Origin of the sequence: Fluviicoccus sp., from assembly GCF_030646115.1 — a bacterium.
Lineage (GTDB): Bacteria > Pseudomonadota > Gammaproteobacteria > Pseudomonadales > Moraxellaceae > Fluviicoccus.
Genome location: NZ_JAUSMX010000027.1, coordinates 245359 through 261831 on the forward strand (window position 1 = coordinate 245359; position 16473 = coordinate 261831).

Here is a 16473-nt window from a genome sequence, read left to right on the forward strand (position 1 = left end):
TAGTGATACGAAGAGACAAGATATTCTGGAAAGGCTTACCGCCACAAAAAATCAGCATGCCCTCGTTCAGGCCAGCAACTGCAACAACAGATACAGGGCAAACGCCGGACGCGATTGGCTGAAAACAGCCTCCCGCACCGGCTCTGGCCACAACAATGCCATGTCCGCCAGCAACTGCCGTGCAGCCGGCAGCTGCAGATGCCCCGCAAGCAATGTCATGGAGGCAGCGCTGGGTATAGTAGGCAGGAATTTACGCAGCAGGCCTTCCTCCGCAAATTCACCATAGGTATCCGGTTGCGCCAGCCAGCTGGCAAAAAGCGGTAAGGTCTTCGTTCCATTTTCCAGAATTCTCAACACCACTTCCGATTCGCTCCAGGGCAGAGCGGCCATACTATGCAAGCGGATTGCCTGTGGCAGCGGGCAGGCACAGCTTTGCAGGAGGGCCAATATGGGCACTGCCGCCGCCGGTGCGGTCTGCAGCTTCTCCATCAGCAATGCTTCACACCAGTCCGCCTGCTCGGCAAACAGGTACTGCACCACGACAGCCATTTCCAGTTCGGTCTCCTGGGCAGGGGGGAGAATGTCTGCCCGCAATGCGGCATGCTCCGCCTCTGGCAGCAAGGCCAGCGCATGTCTCAGCACAGACAAGGCTTCGAGCAGGCTGCCCGGCTCCAAGGGATGAGGTGCGGTCACAAAGTCACGGAGCTCCGGCATGAAAACCCTCAACGTCGCTTCTGCTCCCAGAACGGTCAGTGCCGCACGCATGACAATACCGGCTTGTTCGCAAAGCTGGACATGAATGCCATGCATTCGTGTCTTGGCCAGCAACTGCAGGGCTGTCCGAAAGATGGCCGACCACGAAGAGGGCTGGCTCAGTGGGCCAAGCTGTTGCGGATCGGACCCGTTCTCCAGCCATGCCTGCAAAGGCAGCCAGCCTACCGTCATGGGTTGCAAGTCGCGATAGGCAATGCCGTATTCGAGCTGCAGGGGTTGAAGCGTCAAGGTTTGTTCGGGCACATGCAGGCCGCGCACCACAGGCAGCAACGAGCGTGCCGCTTTACTCAAGGTCGGTATGGCGGGTGGCACAGACCCGGCCTTGGCTTTGATTCTTCCTGCGGTGCGTAAGGCGGACACCTGCGCGTCAAACTGAGCGGCAGCCGCCTGTGCGTCACCCAGCTGCTGCAGAACTGCCGCCATATCCTGAGGCACGCCATCGAGTACCTGCCGCAGGTGCGCACTCAAGACCCGCATCGCTTCATTTTGGTCACTGCGGTCAAATTCACGGCGGAATTCGAGCAACAGATTCTGCATGAACAACGGCCATTGCACGCAGCATACAGCCAATATATCCACCACCAGCGGATAGTGCATAAAGCGGCAGAGTGTCCGTACAGCTCGAGCACTGCCCAAAGTCAGTAAATGCAGGCAGGTAGACCGGGCGTCTCGCCGCGCCGCGCTTTCATTCAGGTAGGGTTCGAATTTGCGCAGACATGCGGTGAAAAGCCCTACGGAATCATCGTCGTGCAGGCGAAGCCACACAGCCTGCATGGCCTCGTCGTAGTGGCTGAACGTGTTTTCGTACAACCAGAGGTGATCGCCTGGCCGGCCAGCACAGTACAGCAATAGCGACGCATTGCTCCGCAGTGACTGGAAATTGCGGCGGTCGGCATAATCACCCAAATTGGCTTTCTGCTGTAACAGCGGCGCTATTTGCTGATATTCAAGCGTTAGTTCCTGACTCCAGTCGGACTCGGTCCCCAACAGATAGATACATAACGCCCGTAACCCGAAGTTGGCGTGTGGATGCTCGAAAGAATGCCGCAAGCAGTCGGCGGCGGCGGCTTGTTCGTGGTCGGGCAAGCTGGCCACTCCATGGCGCAACAGGTGCAGAAAAGGCATGAAGCTACGGTGGTCAATCACGTGCGTGTCCTGAAGGCGCTGCATCAGGGACAGCCAGACCGGCAAAAAACGCGCCGCCCCCAGTAGCAACAGTCCCGCCGTGGCCAGGCTGCGATACACCTCGAAGGAATTCGAAACGTAGAAGTTCCACGAGGTGGGGCTGGACAGGATCACCCATAACATCTCTTCCCAAGCGGCGGGGTCATCCAGCCAGACGGGTGCGGTACCTGGCTCGCCTGCAAGACGCTGTCTGACCAGCGTGTCCAGCTCGCGTACTTGCGATTCGACTGAAAAAAACAGCCGGTTCTGATAACCGTAAGCCAACACCAGCGCCTGCAATGACGGCTGATACGGTGCCACGGCTACACCACGCAATGGCGGCATGGCCGCCGTCAATTCGGCGGGCCAGGCTTCCGGCTGGGGGTTGGCCCTTGGGATTGGGAAAAGATAGCCCTTGCCGATTTTCTGACGCATCTGTTTCTGCAGGTCAGCTTGTGCTTGGACGGCGTTGTCGTAACGTTTGCGGCTGACCGTCCCTTCACTGCCGATACGACCATAGAGTGTGTGGAGCGTTTCACCCTGCTGTTCGATTTGCCAGAATTTACGGGTTGAAGCGGATACTTGGTATAAATAAGGCATTATTCATCCCTGTTGGTTTGATGATAATGAGACGAGGGCGATCGGTTGTCTGGCGATAACTCTGTCACTTCAGACCGGTGCCGAGGTGGTGGGTAAAATCTGCTTGCGAACCCATTCCCATTCGATCTCATCCTCGTGCACCAGCAGGCGCACCTTGGCAAAAATCCGGTCGCTCCATTCGTGGATCAAAGGCCAGTACATGGCCTGCAGGTCAAGGTTTCGGCGCATAATGCCGAACAACTTGTCTTCATCACCCCACACGCCAGGCTCAAAGCCAGTGAGTGTTCTGCCATCAGTTTCGATACGAACAGTTGGCCAACTGTCCAGTGCACTTAGCAAGCTGAGGCTGTACTCGTGATAGTCGCCACGCACATAAAGCCGGTCGCGGGTAAGGCGCACTCGATCGGCAAAGCTGCTCTGTTGCAGAACATACCTCAGCGAACCCATAAGCAACTGGCGGAACAGCATTGGCGTGGCATCCTCCGCGCTGCTTTCCTCTACGGTCAAGGCGGCCATGCGCAGTCCTTCTGAATAAATGACCGGAGGTACTTGCCCCAGCGTCATGACCTCCTCACCTAAGCGGAATTGCAGGTTTGAAAAGTGCCGTGCGCTAACATGGAGGCGCACCGACCAGCCTGCTGCTAGTGTTTTGCTGTAGGGGCTATCGGGGTCTTCATTATTCAGTTTCTGCCAATAGAAGCGTTCCAGCAGACGATAACCGGCAAGGTGCTGTGCGGCGGTTTGTCCGGCCTCGGCAGGGGGCAGTCGGTACACCACGCGCCATGCCTGCTGGCCCTCGGTTACGCGGTGATCTATCAAGCACTGCCGCCAGCGTTCGGCCAGAGTATCATCGGGCTCCATGGCCGGATGCCAAAGCCACAGTGTGGATGCGACTGCAGGTGAATCCGCCGCTTTTCCGTCTACGTCGCACCATTGTCCGTTCAACCAGCGTATTTGCCGTAGCGTTTCGCCATCCTGAACGCACCAGATACGCTCGCGCGCCAGATCATAGCCCAGACGTTGAGGGTCATCGAACAGCGCCAGCCAGCGGCTGCCCTGCCAGCAGCGCTGGCTGAGCGTGGCGCGCTCCATGGTGGCAAACAGTTCGGACAACTGATTGCGCATGGCACCGAGGCGGGTATCTACCGCACTGCGTGTCAGGGCATATTGCTTCCACAACTTGCGCGGCTCTTTGGTGATGGATTTGCCTTTGGCATCGACAAACTGCGGACGATAAAGATTGTCGCGCTGGTAGGTGAGGGTAGCGTCGTTGCCAAACCGGATCACCCACTGGCCTTGGGCATCAAACGGCGAGGCGAAAGGAAGTTCTTCGTACAGTAGATCGAGTTGGTCGGCGCTGAAGGGCTGTAATATGCCGTAGGTGAACTCTAAGACACTCTGTGTTTTCAGCCACAGCGTGGCCATGACGCCCGCACTGCCGAAGCCGGACAGAGTCCAGAAGCCGCCTTCGCTCACCAGTTCCGCTTTGCGAAACTTTCCGTCGAGGTCCAGCCGCCAGATATGCCCGTAATGCATCAGCCGCGCTACGGGCATGGCCAGCAGTTCGGCCTCTCCCAGACTGGCCAGCCAGAGAAGTGCGCGGATCAGTGGCTGGTTGTTCTGCCACCACGGCGTAGCAAAGAGCTGGCCCTGTGTGACGATCATGTCCAGCCAGCGCGCCAGCGTCGAACTGAAATCCGCCATCACCGGCTCCGCCAGAATTCTCGCTTTTTTCAGCCAGGCCGGAGCCGGCGTCTTGCCCTTGCTGCCTGCACAGTGCAGCCATAGCGCGCACCAGGCCGCGCCCTGTTCGGCCGGCAAAGTGCGCAGTTCTGTTCGAACCTGTTTTTGCCAAGGAGAGGGCAGCGGCACGTAGCCCTGGCCAGTTTCGTCATAATCGCTGCAGGCGTAGCTGTCAAAACTGAACGGCAGATGGTCGGGGCTGAACGTAGCGGTCATGGGCAAAATCCTTGCGCATTATGGTATGAATGCCTGCAGGGCAAGCTAACGAATGTCTGAATATTGCCTTGCCTGTGCCACTGGAGACAAGAGGAGCAACAACCCGCCTGAATTTTAACTACTCCAGTTGCCCAGCCTTCCCGATCAGTAGCCCATCCAGTCCCGATAAATCGAAAATACCCGTCAAAACTCAACACTCGGCAAACCAGTCCGAATAGGGCATTCCCGGATCAATCCGGCCATACTTCATCAGCCAAGCCTTCTCAAAACAGGAAATAGCCGATACCAGCACCTCATCTTCCTGTTCAATTCGGTTAATTAACTCCGGTGAAAGCTTGCCCGGAATCTGGCTCACCCATCAATGCCAAATGTGAGTATCCAGCAAAATCACGAATTCATGCCCCAGTCTTCTGCCGACACTGATGACATCACATTCCTGGTTTCCTTCACCTTGCCTGCCAGCGGGGCAGGATGTTGCCGTCGAACTCTGGATTGCACCAGGGACGGCAACATCGACACAATCACCCGCACATGATCGAGAGGCTGAGCTTGATCCAGCAAGCGTAGTTGACCGTGTTCCAGAGTCGCTTCAGAACGGTTCTGCATTGTTTTCGTTCTCATGGACGTTATGGCCGAATATCAACTCGATTGAGTCTAAGCTTAGTGCGCCTCATCCCAATTCGACCCGACACCGACTTCCACAAGCAGGGGAACCGCCAAGCTAGCCATCCCACTCATCGCCACCTTCAACATCGCACTCACCGACTCCACCTGATCCTCCCTCACCTCCAGCACCAATTCATCATGCACCTGCATGAGCAGGGAGGCATCAAACTGCTGCAACTTCAACTGCACATCCACCGCAGATTTCATGATGAAGCAAGGGGCATTGGACACGTTCTTTCAAATACTGATTAGAGGCTATAGCTTTGATTATAAATAACAAAGTCATACTATGTTTCTCATAGCCTCTTATAATCTCTCATCGTCCAGAAAAATCGACGGAGCTAAATTGAAGCTAAGTTCGCCGCCATGCGCCGCCAGCGCTACTGCAGCTTCCAGTCTTCAAGCGGCATAGAGTCCATAACATTCCCGCACTCCGTAACTCGCCCGACCAACGCCGCCGGCGGCTGCCGCTCTGGACAGGTAACAGCCACCTCATCACTCTTTCGGAAACTACCATCCGTCAAACGATCCAACGCCAACTGAATCGCCCGATCATCAAACAACCGGCATTTCCGCTCCCCGGAACCCGCCGCCGGCCACTGCCGCAACCCCTCCCGAATCGACAGCACATCCGGCGAAACGCCCTCACGCACCAACAGCCAATCCACCGTCGCCAGCAACTCCATCCCGAACGGCGATTCAAAACCGTCAATCAACGCTGACGTCTGCTCCAGCGCATCCAGATACGGCTTGGCTTCCGTTTGCAAATAAGTCCGCAACTGCAGCTTGCGGCTATCGTCAAACCAGATCAGATCAACCGGCCTGGAATCACTGATGCGCTTGTCGGCATGCAGATAACTGCCATCCAGGTTATGCAGCAGATGATCCAGCCGGTTGGCATAAGGGCCGTATTTATGCGCCAAAAATTGCAGGTCCAGCACCTTGTTGCCGGGCATCAAGCGGGAGATCGTGCGCTCCAGAAACCAGGCCAGCTTCTGGATTTCCAGCAAACTGCATTCCAGCCCCAACACCTCATACCGGCGCACCAGCTCGGCGATCAGCGCGCGGGCAGGGGTCAGCTCTTCCACACCGTTGCGCTTGGCAACATTCTGGTATTCGCGGGTTGGCTCATAGATCAGAATGTTGACGTCAAGATCGGCCAAAGCAGACTCAATGTGCGGACGCACTTCCGACCAGTTCAGGCCGCCATTGCCTGCGCCAAGCGGCGGTATGGCGATCGATTTCACCTGATGTTCCACTAGAAAACGCCGCAAATCAGACAGGCCTTCGGTGACCCAGACCAGTTGGGAGGGCGAACGCCAGTGCTGCTTGGTGGGAAAGTTGATGACCCAGCGCGGGCCGCCAAGTTCATGGACTTCGGTGACAAACATGCGGCCGGTTTTTACCTCGCCGGATTTGCAGGCTGCCGCATAGCGCCGGAAATTATCGGCAAACCGTTCCTTGAACATCAGCGCAATACCCTTGCCCATCACCCCGACAGTGTTGACGGTGTTGACGAGGGCTTCGACATCGGCTTCCAGCAGATTGCCCTGGGTATAAGTGATCATTAGAAATACAGTCCCGGTCGGGTGGTAACAGGCAGCTTCAAACCAGAAGTATTAATGAGCTGCTCCGCGAATTCTTTCTGTGTATCGGTATAGCACACGATGCCTTGAATGGCATGCATCGGACAATGCCAGTGGACTAATGCTTCTGCCTGATACCGCTCGAAACGCACCGGATCATCGGCGTCACGCCGGAAATCACGGCTTTGTAGCAACGGCCAGTCAATCCTGTCAAGGCTACTGGTATCGCTGTAATAATGAGCATGATGGTAATAGGCGTGTGTGTCGGTGAACACGAACGGCAGGCCTTGGGCGGCAATGTGATGCAGGCTGCTGACAAGGATCAGCAATTCGTCCTTGTCTCGCCGGGTGACACCTCCGCGCCCGGTCAGAATGTTTCTCATCATCACCGACCATGGCGTGAAATAGAACGGGACGTAATCGTTCAGAACCCCGCCGGGCGGCACCGGAACAGGATGTCGGGCGCGCTTGCTGATCAACTCGCTGTTGCCGATGCTGATCCAGTCAGGCGACCGCGTGGCGCTATTGGCGCAGTGCAGGCCGTTTGCCAGCGTCCACGGCAGGTTGTCCCGGTGGATGATGCGCCATATCCGGGCCTTGTTCGGGTCGATAATTGAGGTGCTCATCTTGTGAACATGTGGCGATTAGAAATCACATTTATATTCAGTCCCCTAAGCTGTGCCATTTCCCAGACGATAGCTTTTATCTCATCATTTCGAACAAAAATAATAGCAAAATCCGTAGGGCGCACGATTCTTGGCGACAGGCACTCAGCCATGCAAATACTTTTGCATTCAGGGTCGTGATAGTCTCTCTGATTCATCACTTCCCAATCAATGGCGTTAAAGCCTGGTTCGTAATCGTGTAGTTCGAGCTCCTCATTTGATAACGGGTGTCTTGGAATAATCCTCCATTTTTGCCGTGCGGCAAAAAGGCGATTCACCGTTATTAAAACAAACTCCTTATCAGGATGATCTGTTTGCACCCTGCCATCAAACGGATTGCGGGCAAACCAGTGGAAAGGAACGTGACTATCGAGGTTGTGTCTTCTGCGATGGTCAATGATTTCAGGGTCTGCTATGTCATGAAACCTATCAAGCTGGTTTCTTGGTAACAAGCCAGTGTTCAGAATTGACTCCAGATTTTCTAAGTCTGTTAAGTGGTAGAGCAGTTGCTGTGTCCGGATGTCAGTCATTTTGTCTGCATCTCCATCAATGCGCCTCATCCCAATTCGATCCAACGCCGACTTCCACGAGCAGAGGAACCGCCAAACTCGCCACCCCACTCATCGCCACCTTCAACATCGCACTCACCGACTCCACCTGATCCTCCCTAACCTCCAACACCAATTCATCATGCACCTGCATGAGCAGGGAGGCATCAAACTGCTGTAACTTCAACTGCGCATCCACCGCAATCATCGCCCGCTTGATAATATCCGCCGCCGACCCCTGTAACGGCGCATTAATCGCCGCCCGCTCCGCCCCCGCCCGCATCGCCGCATTCTTGCTGTTGATCTCCCGCACCGGCAACTTCCGCCCAAACAGCGTCTCCACAAAACCCTGCTTCTTCGCCAGCTCCCGCGTCTCCTCCATATAACGCCGCACCCCCGGATACCGCGCAAAATACAGATCAATGTACGCCTTCGCCTGCGGCATCGACGACCCCAGCTGCTTCGACAACCCAAAGGCCGACATCCCGTACAACAGCCCGAAATTGATCGCCTTCGCCGCCCGCCGCATCTCGTGCGTCACCTCCGCCAACGGCACCCCCATCACCTCCGCCGCCGTCGCCTTGTGCACATCCTCACCCAGCGCAAAGGCATCCAGCAACCGCGCATCGCCGCTCAGGTGCGCCATCAACCGCAACTCAATCTGCGAATAGTCGGCCGCCACCAGCTTATAGCCCTTGGGCGCAATAAAGGCCTGGCGGATCATCCGGCCTTCCGCCGTGCGCACCGGAATGTTCTGCAAATTGGGATCGGACGACGACAACCGGCCCGTCGCCGCCACCGCCTGGTGATACGAGGTATGAATGCGCCGCGTCACCGGATCGGCCAGCTGCGGCAGCTTGTCGGTATAGGTGCCTTTCAGCTTGCTCAGGCCGCGATGCTCCAGCACCAGCTTCGCCAGCGGATGGTCAATCTGCTCCAGCACATCCTCGCCCGTCGCATACTGGCCGCTGGCGGTCTTCTTGCCGCCCGGCAGCATCAGCTTGTCATACAGGATTTCCCCCAGCTGCTTCGGCGAGGCCAGGTTGAACGGCGTTCCGGCAATGTCGTGGCCTTCGGTTTCCAGCTCCGCCAGCCGCTTCGCCATCGCCACGCTCAGCTTCTGTAACTGGTCAAAGTCCAGCAGCGCGCCCTTGGCTTCCATCTGCTGCAGAATGGGCGCCACCGGCATTTCCAGGTCGTGGAACAGGTGGTTCAGCTTCGGCTGCGCCAGCAGCAGCGGCTGGAAGTGTTCCTTCAGCCGCAGCGTGATGTCGGCGTCTTCACAGGCGTAGGCGCTGGCGGTTTCAATTTCCACGGCGTTGAAGCTGAGTTGCTTCACCCCCTTGCCGGCGATTTCCTCGAAGGTGGTGGTCTGGTAGTTCAGGTAGTGCCGCGCCAGGTCGTCCATATTGTGGCGGGTGGCGGTGGCGTCCAGCACATAGCTGGCCAGCATGGTGTCGAAGACGATGCCGCGCAGGGTGATGCCATGGTTGGCCAGCACGTGCGTGTCGTACTTCAGGTGCTGGCCGATCTTGCCGATGTGCTCGTTTTCCAGGATCGGTTTCAGGGCGGCGAGGGCGGTGTCGCGGTCCAGCTGTTCCGGCACACCCAGATAGTCGTGCGCCAGCGGCACGTAATAGGCTTCGCCCGCTTCCAGGCTCACCGAGAAACCGACAATGCGCGCTTCGCGGTAGTTCAGGCTGGTGGTTTCGGTGTCGAAGGCGAAGCCGCGGGCTTCGTGCAGGCGCTTCAGCAGCGCGTCATAGGCGCTCTGGGTGAAGACCGTATGGTAGCGGGTGGTCAGCGGCGGTTCGGAGGGCGCTTCGTCCTCCTCGACGGTGGGCAGGGCGGTGGTGTCCAGCGAGGCCAGCAGGCCGGAGAATTCCAGCGTCTTGTACAGTTCGGTCAGCGCCTCGCGGTCGCTGTCGCGGCGCTTCAGGTCGTCCATGCCCAGCTGCAGGTGCAGGTTGCTGTGGATGGTGGCCAGCTTCCGCGCCAGCGCCAGCGTTTCCTGGCTGTTGCGGAAGGTCTCGCCCACCTTGCCGGTCAGCTTGTCGGCGTTGGCAATCAGGTTGTCGAGGTTGTCGTAGGTCTGCAGCCACTTGGCGGCGGTTTTCGGGCCCACGCCCTGCACCCCGGCAATACCGTCGCTGGCGTCGCCCACCAGCGCCAGGTAGTCAATGATCTGGTCCGGCCGCACCCCGAACTTCTCCAGCACCCCGGCGGCATCCTGGATCGGCGTCTTCTCCGAGAAGGGGTTGATGATGGTGATGCGGTCATTGACCAGCTGCGCCATGTCCTTGTCGCCGGTGGAGATCAGCACGTCGTGGCCGTGGCTGGCGGCCATCACGGCCAGGGTGCCCAGCAGGTCGTCGCCTTCCACGCCTTCCAGCATCACCACCGGAATGCCCATCGCCCGCACCAGGTTCTGCAACGGCTCGAACTGCGACTTCAGGTCATCCGGCGTCGGTGGCCGGTGCGCCTTGTAGTCGGCGGACATTTCATGACGGAAGGTGGGGCCGCCGGTATCGAAGATCACCGCGCAGTGGGTGGGCTGGTACTGCTTCAGCAGCTTCTGCAAGGCGTTCAGCGCCCCTTTCACCGCACCGGTGGGCTGGCCGCTGCGGGTGGTCAGCGGCGGCAGCGCGAAGTAGGAGCGGTAGATGTAGAACGAGCCGTCGACCAGCATCAGGGGCTTGGTTGTCATGAAAGGGGTGTCCGGGGTGCCAAGGGGAACGAATGGGGGGAAGTTTATTACATCTTGCGCCTGAAGGGCGCAGTAAAACTCCCTCTCCCCTTGTGGGAGAGGGCGGGGGAGAGGGGTACTGCGGTTGAGCTTGAACGGCTGTTTGTTCGGGCCACTTTCCGCACCCCCCACCCTAACCCTCCCCCACAAGGGGGAGGGGACTAAAAGCGGTCAAGCCCGTGTAGAATCCCCCTTATCAAACCGTTTCCGCTGGATCACCCCCATGTCCGTCTATACCGAACTCACCCTCGACGAAATCCGCGCCTTTGCCGCCGACCATTACGGCCTCACCGTCACCGGCTGCGACCCCATCGCCAGCGGCATCGAGAACACCAATTACTTTGTGCGCGGCGATGACGGCCGCGAGTTCGTGCTGACGCTGTTTGAGGAACTGAATGCCGCCGAAGCCGCTTTCCTGCCGCCGCTGTTGCAGCACCTGCAGCGTGAAGGCGTGCCGGTGGCCGGGCCGTTGGTGGCGAAGGACGGCAAGTCGCTGCTGACCCTGCGTGACAAGCCGGTGCAACTGGCGCCGCGCATTATCGGCGGGCATCCATCGCCGGTCACGGTCGCGCATTGCGCCGCCATTGGCGAGGCGCTGGCAAAGCTGCATCTGGGGCTGGAGGAATACCCGCTGCACCGCGAAAACACGCACGGGCAGGAGTGGTGGGAGGCCGAAGCCAACAAGGCCCGCAAGACCATGGGCAAGACCGACCAGCTGCTGCTGGAAACCATCCTGGAGGACTTCGAGGAAACCGTCGAGGACTACGAAGACCTGCCGATGGGCCTGATCCACGGCGACCTGTTCCGTGACAACACCCTGTTCGAAGGTGAAGCATTGCGCGCCATCCTCGACTTCTCCGAGGCCGGGGAAGACTACTGGCTGCTGGACGTCGCCATCACCATCAACGATTTCTGCAGCGCCTGGCCCTCGGTGAAGCTGGACCAGGACCTGTACCACGCCTTCCTGCGCGCCTACAACAACGTCCGCCCGCTCACCGCCGACGAACAGGAAGCCCTGCCGGCTTTCCTCGGCATGGCCGCCACCCGCTTCTGGCTGTCGCGCCTCAGTGTTGCCGCGCGCAACGCGGCGGAAGGGCGCACCGGCGAGGCCATGACCCAGAAGGACCCCAATGAGATGAAAAAGATGGTGGCGGCGCGGATGATGGGGGAATAAAGTCATGACAGGGCAGGACCAGCCGCTGTATCAACAGATTCTGGGCGACGTCTGGCCGCAGTTACCGGCCCCCGTCCGTGAACTGCACACCGTCACCGACCGATTGACCGTCGCCGGGCAGGCCGACATCGACCGTGGCCGCCATCCGCTGTCCTTCCTGGTCGCCGCGATCATGGGTTTTCCGCCCGCCGGTCACAATGTCCCGTTGACGGTCACTTTCACGGTCAAGGATGGCGTGGAACACTGGCAACGCGACTTCAACGGCGTGCGTTTCCACAGCTGGCAATATGCCGACGGTCAGCCAGGCCGCATCCGCGAACGGTTCGGGCCCTTCGTTTTCACCATGGCGCTGGTGCTGGAAAACGGGAGGATGAACCTGATCGTCAAACGCTGGACCTTCCTCGGAATCCCGCTGCCGGTGGCCTTATCGCCGAATGGCGAGGCGTGGGAAACCGGGGAGGAAGGGCGGTTCCGCTTCCATGTGGAAATCCGGTTGCCGCTGGTGGGGTTGATTGTGCGGTACCGGGGCTGGCTGAAGCCGGTTTCCCAACCCGGCCGTCCGCAGCCAACTGTCTGAGCCAACGGACGGGTCAGCGAAGCCAAGGAAGCGAGGTGGTGGGCGGAGGCAACCCGGCCAGCGAGTTTTGGCGGAGGACACGGTTTTGGTGACTTTTGCCAAGACAAAAGTCGCTCCCGCGGAAGGCGGATGAAAGTCGCCACATCATTGTCGTAGTATAAGAGCTGCTTTACGCACCTCTCAAGCCTCCCGAATCACCAGCAACCGAATCTCCGTCATGTCCTCCATCGCATAACGAATCCCCTCCCGCCCCAAACCGCTGTCCTTCACCCCCCCGTAAGGCATATGGTCCACCCGCCACGACGGCACATCACCAATCACCACGCCGCCCACCTCCAGCGTATCCCAGGCCTTCATCGCCTTGTACAGGTCGCGGGTGAAAATGCCCGCCTGCAGCCCGAACCGGCTGGAATTCACTTCAATCAATGCATCGTCGAAGTCCTCGAATGCGCTGAGAACCGCCACCGGGCCGAAAGCCTCCTCCTGGTTCAGCGCACAGCCCGCCGGTACGTTTTCCAGCAGCGTCGCTTCCAGCATGGCCCCCTCGCGGTTGCCGCCGCACAACACCTTCGCCCCGGCAATCACCGCCTCGGTCACCCACTGCTGCAGCCTTTCGGCTTCTTTCACCGAGATCATGGGGCCAATGAAGGTGGATTCGTCGTGCGGATTGCCCATCACCAGTTTTTGCGTGGCGGCCACCAGCCGCGCCTTCAGGTCGTCATAGATATCCTGATGCGCCAGGATGCGCTGCACACTGATGCAGCTTTGCCCGGACTGGTAGAACGCGCCGAAAATGATGCGGGTGACGGCGTCGTCGAGATCGGCGTCCTTGTCAACGATGCAGGCGGCATTGCCGCCCAGCTCCAGCACCACCTTCTTCTTTCCGGCCTTCGCCTTCAGCGCCCAGCCCACTTCCGGTGAGCCGGTGAAGCTCAGCAGCTTCAGCCGTTCATCGGTGGTGAACAGGTCGGCGCCGTCGCGGCTGCAGGGCAGCACCGAGAACGCCCCCTTGGGCAGGCTGGTCTCGGCCAGGATTTCGCCCATGATCAGCGCGCCCAGCGGCGTCAGGCTGGCCGGTTTCAGGATGAAGGGGCAACCGGCGGCAATGGCCGGGGCCACCTTGTGCGCGGCCAGGTTCAGCGGAAAATTGAACGGGCTGATGAATGAACACACCCCGATCGGCACCCGCTTGCTCATGCCGCGATAGCCCTTGGCGCGCGGGCTGATGTCCAGCGGAATGGTTTCGCCGCCCATGCGCGTGGCTTCTTCCGAGGCAATGCGGAAGGTGTCGATCAGCCGCGTCACTTCACCCCGGGCATCCTTGATCGGCTTGCCCGCCTCGATGCACAGGCTTTCCGCCAGCTCATCGGCGCGCTCGCGAAAGCGGCGCACGCAATGGTCCAGGATCTGCTGGCGCTCATAGGCAGGCATGCGCGCCATGGCTTCCTGCGCCTTGACGGCGGCGGCAATGGCAAGCTCAATCACGGACGCATCCGCCAGCGCCACGCGAGTGGCGATTTCCCCCGTGTACTTGTCGGTGACCGGCAGGTCGGTGTTGGCGTAAACGGCTTCGTTGGCGAGGTAATAGGGGTAGGCGGCTTTCAGCATGGAAATTCTCGGCGAGGGGTCCGGTCGGGAAAATGGGGATAAGGGGGCAGACGTGACGCGGATGGCGTCAGCCTTTGTCCAGCACGGCTTTGATGAAGTCCGATTTGGAGCGCGTATAGGAATCGCGGTCCTGTCCGTAACGGCCCGCCATTTCCTCCTTCAGACGGGCATAACGCGCCGTCAGTTCAGGGTTGTGCAGCAGTTCATCCCGGAATCGCAGCAGTCGCAGCCATTCAGGGCCGCCATGCTCCACCAGATGCAGGTGATGGGTGCGGTGCCCGCCGTGATGGCGCAGCAGCCAGCGGCGTTCGGGCAGGTTTTCGTTGAGGTCGGGCAAATACAGGTATTCTGAGGCGCGCAGCGGCGTCACCAGCTGCAGCACCTGCTCCATGGACCCCACGCCCGCCATCAGGTCGATGATGGGCTTGGCCTGCAGGCCGGGAATGGCCGTGCTGCCGATATGCTGCACTTCGATGAGGTGATCGGGAAACAGGCGCAGCAAGCGGCCCTTTTCCTCGGAAAAGCGCTTCGGCCATGCCGGGTCATAGGGGTGCATACTCACCCCTTCGGCAATGGCTTGTTGTTGTAATTCTTCTTCTGTCAGCGCACGGGTCATGTCCTTGCCTCGCCGGGTTGTCAGACCGCTATTTTTCCATTGTAGGTCAAACTGTCATCAGAAATCAGGATTTTCGTGCGGCTGCGTCAAGCCAAAGCTTCCAGAGCCAGCCGTAACGGTTCCGGTATAGGTACGGGCGCGTTGGTGGCCTTGTTGACGAAGACATGCACGAAGTGGCCTTCCGCCACCGCTGTGTCTTCTCCGGCCTTGAAAATGGCAATGCCGTATTCCACCGACGACTTGCCGAGCTTGTTCACCCGCAGCCCGCCGTCCAGCTTGTCCGGGAAGGCGATGGGCGCAAAGTAGTTGCAGCCGGAGTTGACCACAAAGCCTACGGTGTCGCCGTGGTGGATGTCCAGCCCGCCCTGTTCAATCAGGTAGGTGTTGGCGACGGTGTCGAAATAGCTGTAGTAGGTGACGTTGTTGACGTGGCCGTAGATGTCGTTGTCGTGCCAGCGGGTGGTGATGGGGCAGAACCAGCGGTAGGCGTCGCGGGTTGAGGGAACGGGACGGGACATCAGTAGACCTCCTGGTAAATGGCCAGCGCATCGGCTTCGCTGACGGTGCGCGGATTATTCACCAGCAGCCGCTGCTGCGCCATGGCGTCGCGGGCCAGCATCGGCAGGTCGGCTTCCGGCACGTTCAGGTCGCGCAGGCGCACCGGCAGGCCAACGGCGGCAATCTGCGCAGTCATGGATTCCACGAAGGCGCGGGCCAGTTCGGGCTCGGTGCCTTCCGCTTCCGGTTCCAGCACCGTCATCAGTTCGGCGTACAGCGGCGCGGCGGCGGGCAGGTTGAAGCGCAGCACGGCGGGCAGCACCAGCGAGTTACTCAGCCCGTGCGAGATGTGGTAATGCCCGCCCAGCGGGTAGGCGAGGGCGTGGACGGCGGCGACCGGGGCGTTGGCGAAGGCCTGTCCGGCCAGCATCGCGCCGAACAGCACGGCTTGCCGCGCCTCACGGTTTTGTCCGTCTTCGACGACGGTGACCAGGTTGGCGGCCAGCAGGCGCAGCGCCTCGCGCGCCAGCACGTCGGAGTAGGGGTTCTTGCGGATCTTGCTGGTGTAGGCCTCGATGGCGTGCACCATGGCGTCAATGCCGGTGGCGGCGGTGACGGCGGGCGGCAGGCCCAGCGTCAGGTCGGCGTCCAGCAGCGCTACGTCGGCGTAAAGCAGGGGGGAAACGATGCCGGTCTTGGTGGTTTCGCCGGTGGTGATGATCGCAATCGGCGTCACTTCCGAGCCGGTGCCCGCCGTGGTCGGCACCTGGATCAGCGGCAGGCGCGTCCCCTTGGCGTTGCCGACGCCGTAGACCTCGGGCAGCGTCTGAGCCGACTTCGTCAGCAGCGCGATCACCTTCGCCACATCCATCGAGCTGCCGCCGCCCAGACCGATGACACCGTCAATGCCCGCGTCACGCGCCAGTTGCAGCGAGTCCAGCACCTTGGCTTCGGGCGGGTCGGCCACCACGTCGCTGTAGATCGTCACCGGGATGTTGGCCGCCTGCAGGCTGGCCAGCGCCGGTTCCAGCAGGCCGAATTTGACGATGCCGGGGTCGGTGACGATCAGCGCGCGGGTGATGCCCAAGCCCGCCGCGATCTCGCCCAGACGGGCGCTGGAGCCGCTTTCGCTGATGACGGTCTTGACGGTGGTGAAGGTGAAGGGGTGCATGAGGCGGCTCCGTTTTTGTTTTATTCCCTCTCCCCTTGTGGGAGAGGGTTAGGGAGAGGGGTACGGCGGTGGTTCTTGGGCTGACTGTGTTCAGGCCGCTGTCCGCACCCCTCTCCCCGGC

General features: G+C 59.8%; 15 protein-coding genes. 2 read left to right on the top strand and 13 right to left on the bottom strand.

Going from position 1 to position 16473, the window contains the following annotated elements:
* Nucleotides 1-66: 66 nt before the first annotated feature.
* The 9 genes from Q7T36_RS16900 to polA all read right to left on the bottom strand — a co-directional run bounded on the left by Q7T36_RS16900 (nt 67) and on the right by polA (nt 10669).
* Nucleotides 67-2538, bottom strand: a complete 2472-nt coding sequence (locus tag Q7T36_RS16900) for a WGR domain-containing protein (protein ID WP_304851481.1) — start codon at nt 2536-2538, stop codon at nt 67-69.
* Nucleotides 2539-2607: 69 nt separating this feature from the next.
* Nucleotides 2608-4497 carry a DUF4132 domain-containing protein gene (locus Q7T36_RS16905; RefSeq protein WP_304851483.1) on the bottom strand — a complete coding sequence of 630 codons (1890 nt, stop codon included), beginning with the start codon at nt 4495-4497 and terminating at the stop codon, nt 2608-2610.
* 190 nt (nt 4498-4687) lie between these two features.
* A complete protein-coding gene (locus Q7T36_RS16910; RefSeq protein ID WP_304851485.1) occupies nt 4688-4852 on the bottom strand; it encodes a hypothetical protein in 165 nt (54 codons plus the stop codon).
* Nucleotides 4853-4884: 32 nt separating this feature from the next.
* Nucleotides 4885-5103 carry a hypothetical protein gene (locus tag Q7T36_RS16915; RefSeq protein WP_304851488.1) on the bottom strand — a complete coding sequence of 73 codons (219 nt, stop codon included), beginning with the start codon at nt 5101-5103 and terminating at the stop codon, nt 4885-4887.
* Between the two features lie 54 nt (nt 5104-5157).
* Entirely contained in the window at nt 5158-5394 is a 237-nt protein-coding gene (locus tag Q7T36_RS16920; RefSeq protein ID WP_304851491.1) for a DNA polymerase, read from the bottom strand.
* A 149-nt stretch (nt 5395-5543) separates the two neighbouring features.
* Nucleotides 5544-6731 (bottom strand): macro domain-containing protein, encoded by a 1188-nt coding sequence (locus Q7T36_RS16925; protein ID WP_304851494.1) that lies wholly within the window; start codon nt 6729-6731, stop codon nt 5544-5546.
* Complete coding sequence (locus Q7T36_RS16930) at nt 6731-7375, bottom strand: DUF4433 domain-containing protein (protein ID WP_304851497.1); 645 nt, start codon at nt 7373-7375, stop codon at nt 6731-6733. Before Q7T36_RS16930 ends, Q7T36_RS16925 begins: the two co-directional genes overlap by 1 nt.
* The gene (locus tag Q7T36_RS16935) at nt 7372-7974 is read right to left on the bottom strand and encodes a DarT ssDNA thymidine ADP-ribosyltransferase family protein (RefSeq protein ID WP_304851500.1); all 603 of its coding nucleotides are present in this window, start codon (nt 7972-7974) and stop codon (nt 7372-7374) included. Before Q7T36_RS16935 ends, Q7T36_RS16930 begins: the two co-directional genes overlap by 4 nt.
* The gene (polA, locus tag Q7T36_RS16940) at nt 7961-10669 is read right to left on the bottom strand and encodes a DNA polymerase I (RefSeq protein WP_304851503.1); all 2709 of its coding nucleotides are present in this window, start codon (nt 10667-10669) and stop codon (nt 7961-7963) included. The genes Q7T36_RS16935 and polA overlap by 14 nt, the downstream gene beginning before the upstream one ends.
* A gap of 262 nt (nt 10670-10931) precedes the next feature.
* Here polA and Q7T36_RS16945 point away from each other — a divergent pair, with 262 nt between their 5' ends.
* On the top strand, nt 10932-11882 hold the full coding sequence (locus tag Q7T36_RS16945; protein WP_304851506.1) for a homoserine kinase: 951 nt from the start codon (nt 10932-10934) through the stop codon (nt 11880-11882).
* Nucleotides 11883-11886: 4 nt separating this feature from the next.
* Nucleotides 11887-12459 carry a DUF4166 domain-containing protein gene (locus tag Q7T36_RS16950; protein WP_304851509.1) on the top strand — a complete coding sequence of 191 codons (573 nt, stop codon included), beginning with the start codon at nt 11887-11889 and terminating at the stop codon, nt 12457-12459.
* Nucleotides 12460-12639: 180 nt separating this feature from the next.
* On the opposite strand, the gene Q7T36_RS16955 is transcribed toward Q7T36_RS16950, so the two are convergent.
* The 4 genes from Q7T36_RS16955 to Q7T36_RS16970 all read right to left on the bottom strand — a co-directional run bounded on the left by Q7T36_RS16955 (nt 12640) and on the right by Q7T36_RS16970 (nt 16352).
* Entirely contained in the window at nt 12640-14067 is a 1428-nt protein-coding gene (locus tag Q7T36_RS16955; protein ID WP_304851512.1) for an aldehyde dehydrogenase family protein, read from the bottom strand.
* Nucleotides 14068-14134: 67 nt separating this feature from the next.
* Entirely contained in the window at nt 14135-14683 is a 549-nt protein-coding gene (locus tag Q7T36_RS16960; protein ID WP_304851514.1) for a GrpB family protein, read from the bottom strand.
* A gap of 86 nt (nt 14684-14769) precedes the next feature.
* Nucleotides 14770-15201, bottom strand: coding sequence for a thioesterase family protein (locus Q7T36_RS16965; RefSeq protein ID WP_304851517.1), 432 nt, complete (start codon nt 15199-15201; stop codon nt 14770-14772).
* The gene (locus tag Q7T36_RS16970) at nt 15201-16352 is read right to left on the bottom strand and encodes an iron-containing alcohol dehydrogenase (protein ID WP_304851520.1); all 1152 of its coding nucleotides are present in this window, start codon (nt 16350-16352) and stop codon (nt 15201-15203) included. The genes Q7T36_RS16965 and Q7T36_RS16970 overlap by 1 nt, the downstream gene beginning before the upstream one ends.
* Between the last annotated feature and the right edge of the window lie 121 nt (nt 16353-16473).

What these genes read in the sequence shown, in the direction of transcription:
- Q7T36_RS16935 (WP_304851500.1), bottom strand. Translation starts at nt 7,974, where the DNA reads ATGAGGCGCATTGATGGAGATGCAGACAAAATGACTGACATCCGGACA.
- Q7T36_RS16905 (WP_304851483.1), bottom strand. Translation starts at nt 4,497, where the DNA reads ATGACCGCTACGTTCAGCCCCGACCATCTGCCGTTCAGTTTTGACAGC.
- Q7T36_RS16970 (WP_304851520.1), bottom strand. Translation starts at nt 16,352, where the DNA reads ATGCACCCCTTCACCTTCACCACCGTCAAGACCGTCATCAGCGAAAGC.
- Q7T36_RS16950 (WP_304851509.1), top strand. Translation starts at nt 11,887, where the DNA reads ATGACAGGGCAGGACCAGCCGCTGTATCAACAGATTCTGGGCGACGTC.
- Q7T36_RS16925 (WP_304851494.1), bottom strand. Translation starts at nt 6,731, where the DNA reads ATGATCACTTATACCCAGGGCAATCTGCTGGAAGCCGATGTCGAAGCC.
- Q7T36_RS16960 (WP_304851514.1), bottom strand. Translation starts at nt 14,683, where the DNA reads ATGACCCGTGCGCTGACAGAAGAAGAATTACAACAACAAGCCATTGCC.
- Q7T36_RS16955 (WP_304851512.1), bottom strand. Translation starts at nt 14,067, where the DNA reads ATGCTGAAAGCCGCCTACCCCTATTACCTCGCCAACGAAGCCGTTTAC.
- Q7T36_RS16945 (WP_304851506.1), top strand. Translation starts at nt 10,932, where the DNA reads ATGTCCGTCTATACCGAACTCACCCTCGACGAAATCCGCGCCTTTGCC.
- Q7T36_RS16900 (WP_304851481.1), bottom strand. Translation starts at nt 2,538, where the DNA reads ATGCCTTATTTATACCAAGTATCCGCTTCAACCCGTAAATTCTGGCAA.
- Q7T36_RS16930 (WP_304851497.1), bottom strand. Translation starts at nt 7,375, where the DNA reads ATGAGCACCTCAATTATCGACCCGAACAAGGCCCGGATATGGCGCATC.
- polA (WP_304851503.1), bottom strand. Translation starts at nt 10,669, where the DNA reads ATGACAACCAAGCCCCTGATGCTGGTCGACGGCTCGTTCTACATCTAC.
- Q7T36_RS16965 (WP_304851517.1), bottom strand. Translation starts at nt 15,201, where the DNA reads ATGTCCCGTCCCGTTCCCTCAACCCGCGACGCCTACCGCTGGTTCTGC.
- Q7T36_RS16915 (WP_304851488.1), bottom strand. Translation starts at nt 5,103, where the DNA reads ATGCAGAACCGTTCTGAAGCGACTCTGGAACACGGTCAACTACGCTTG.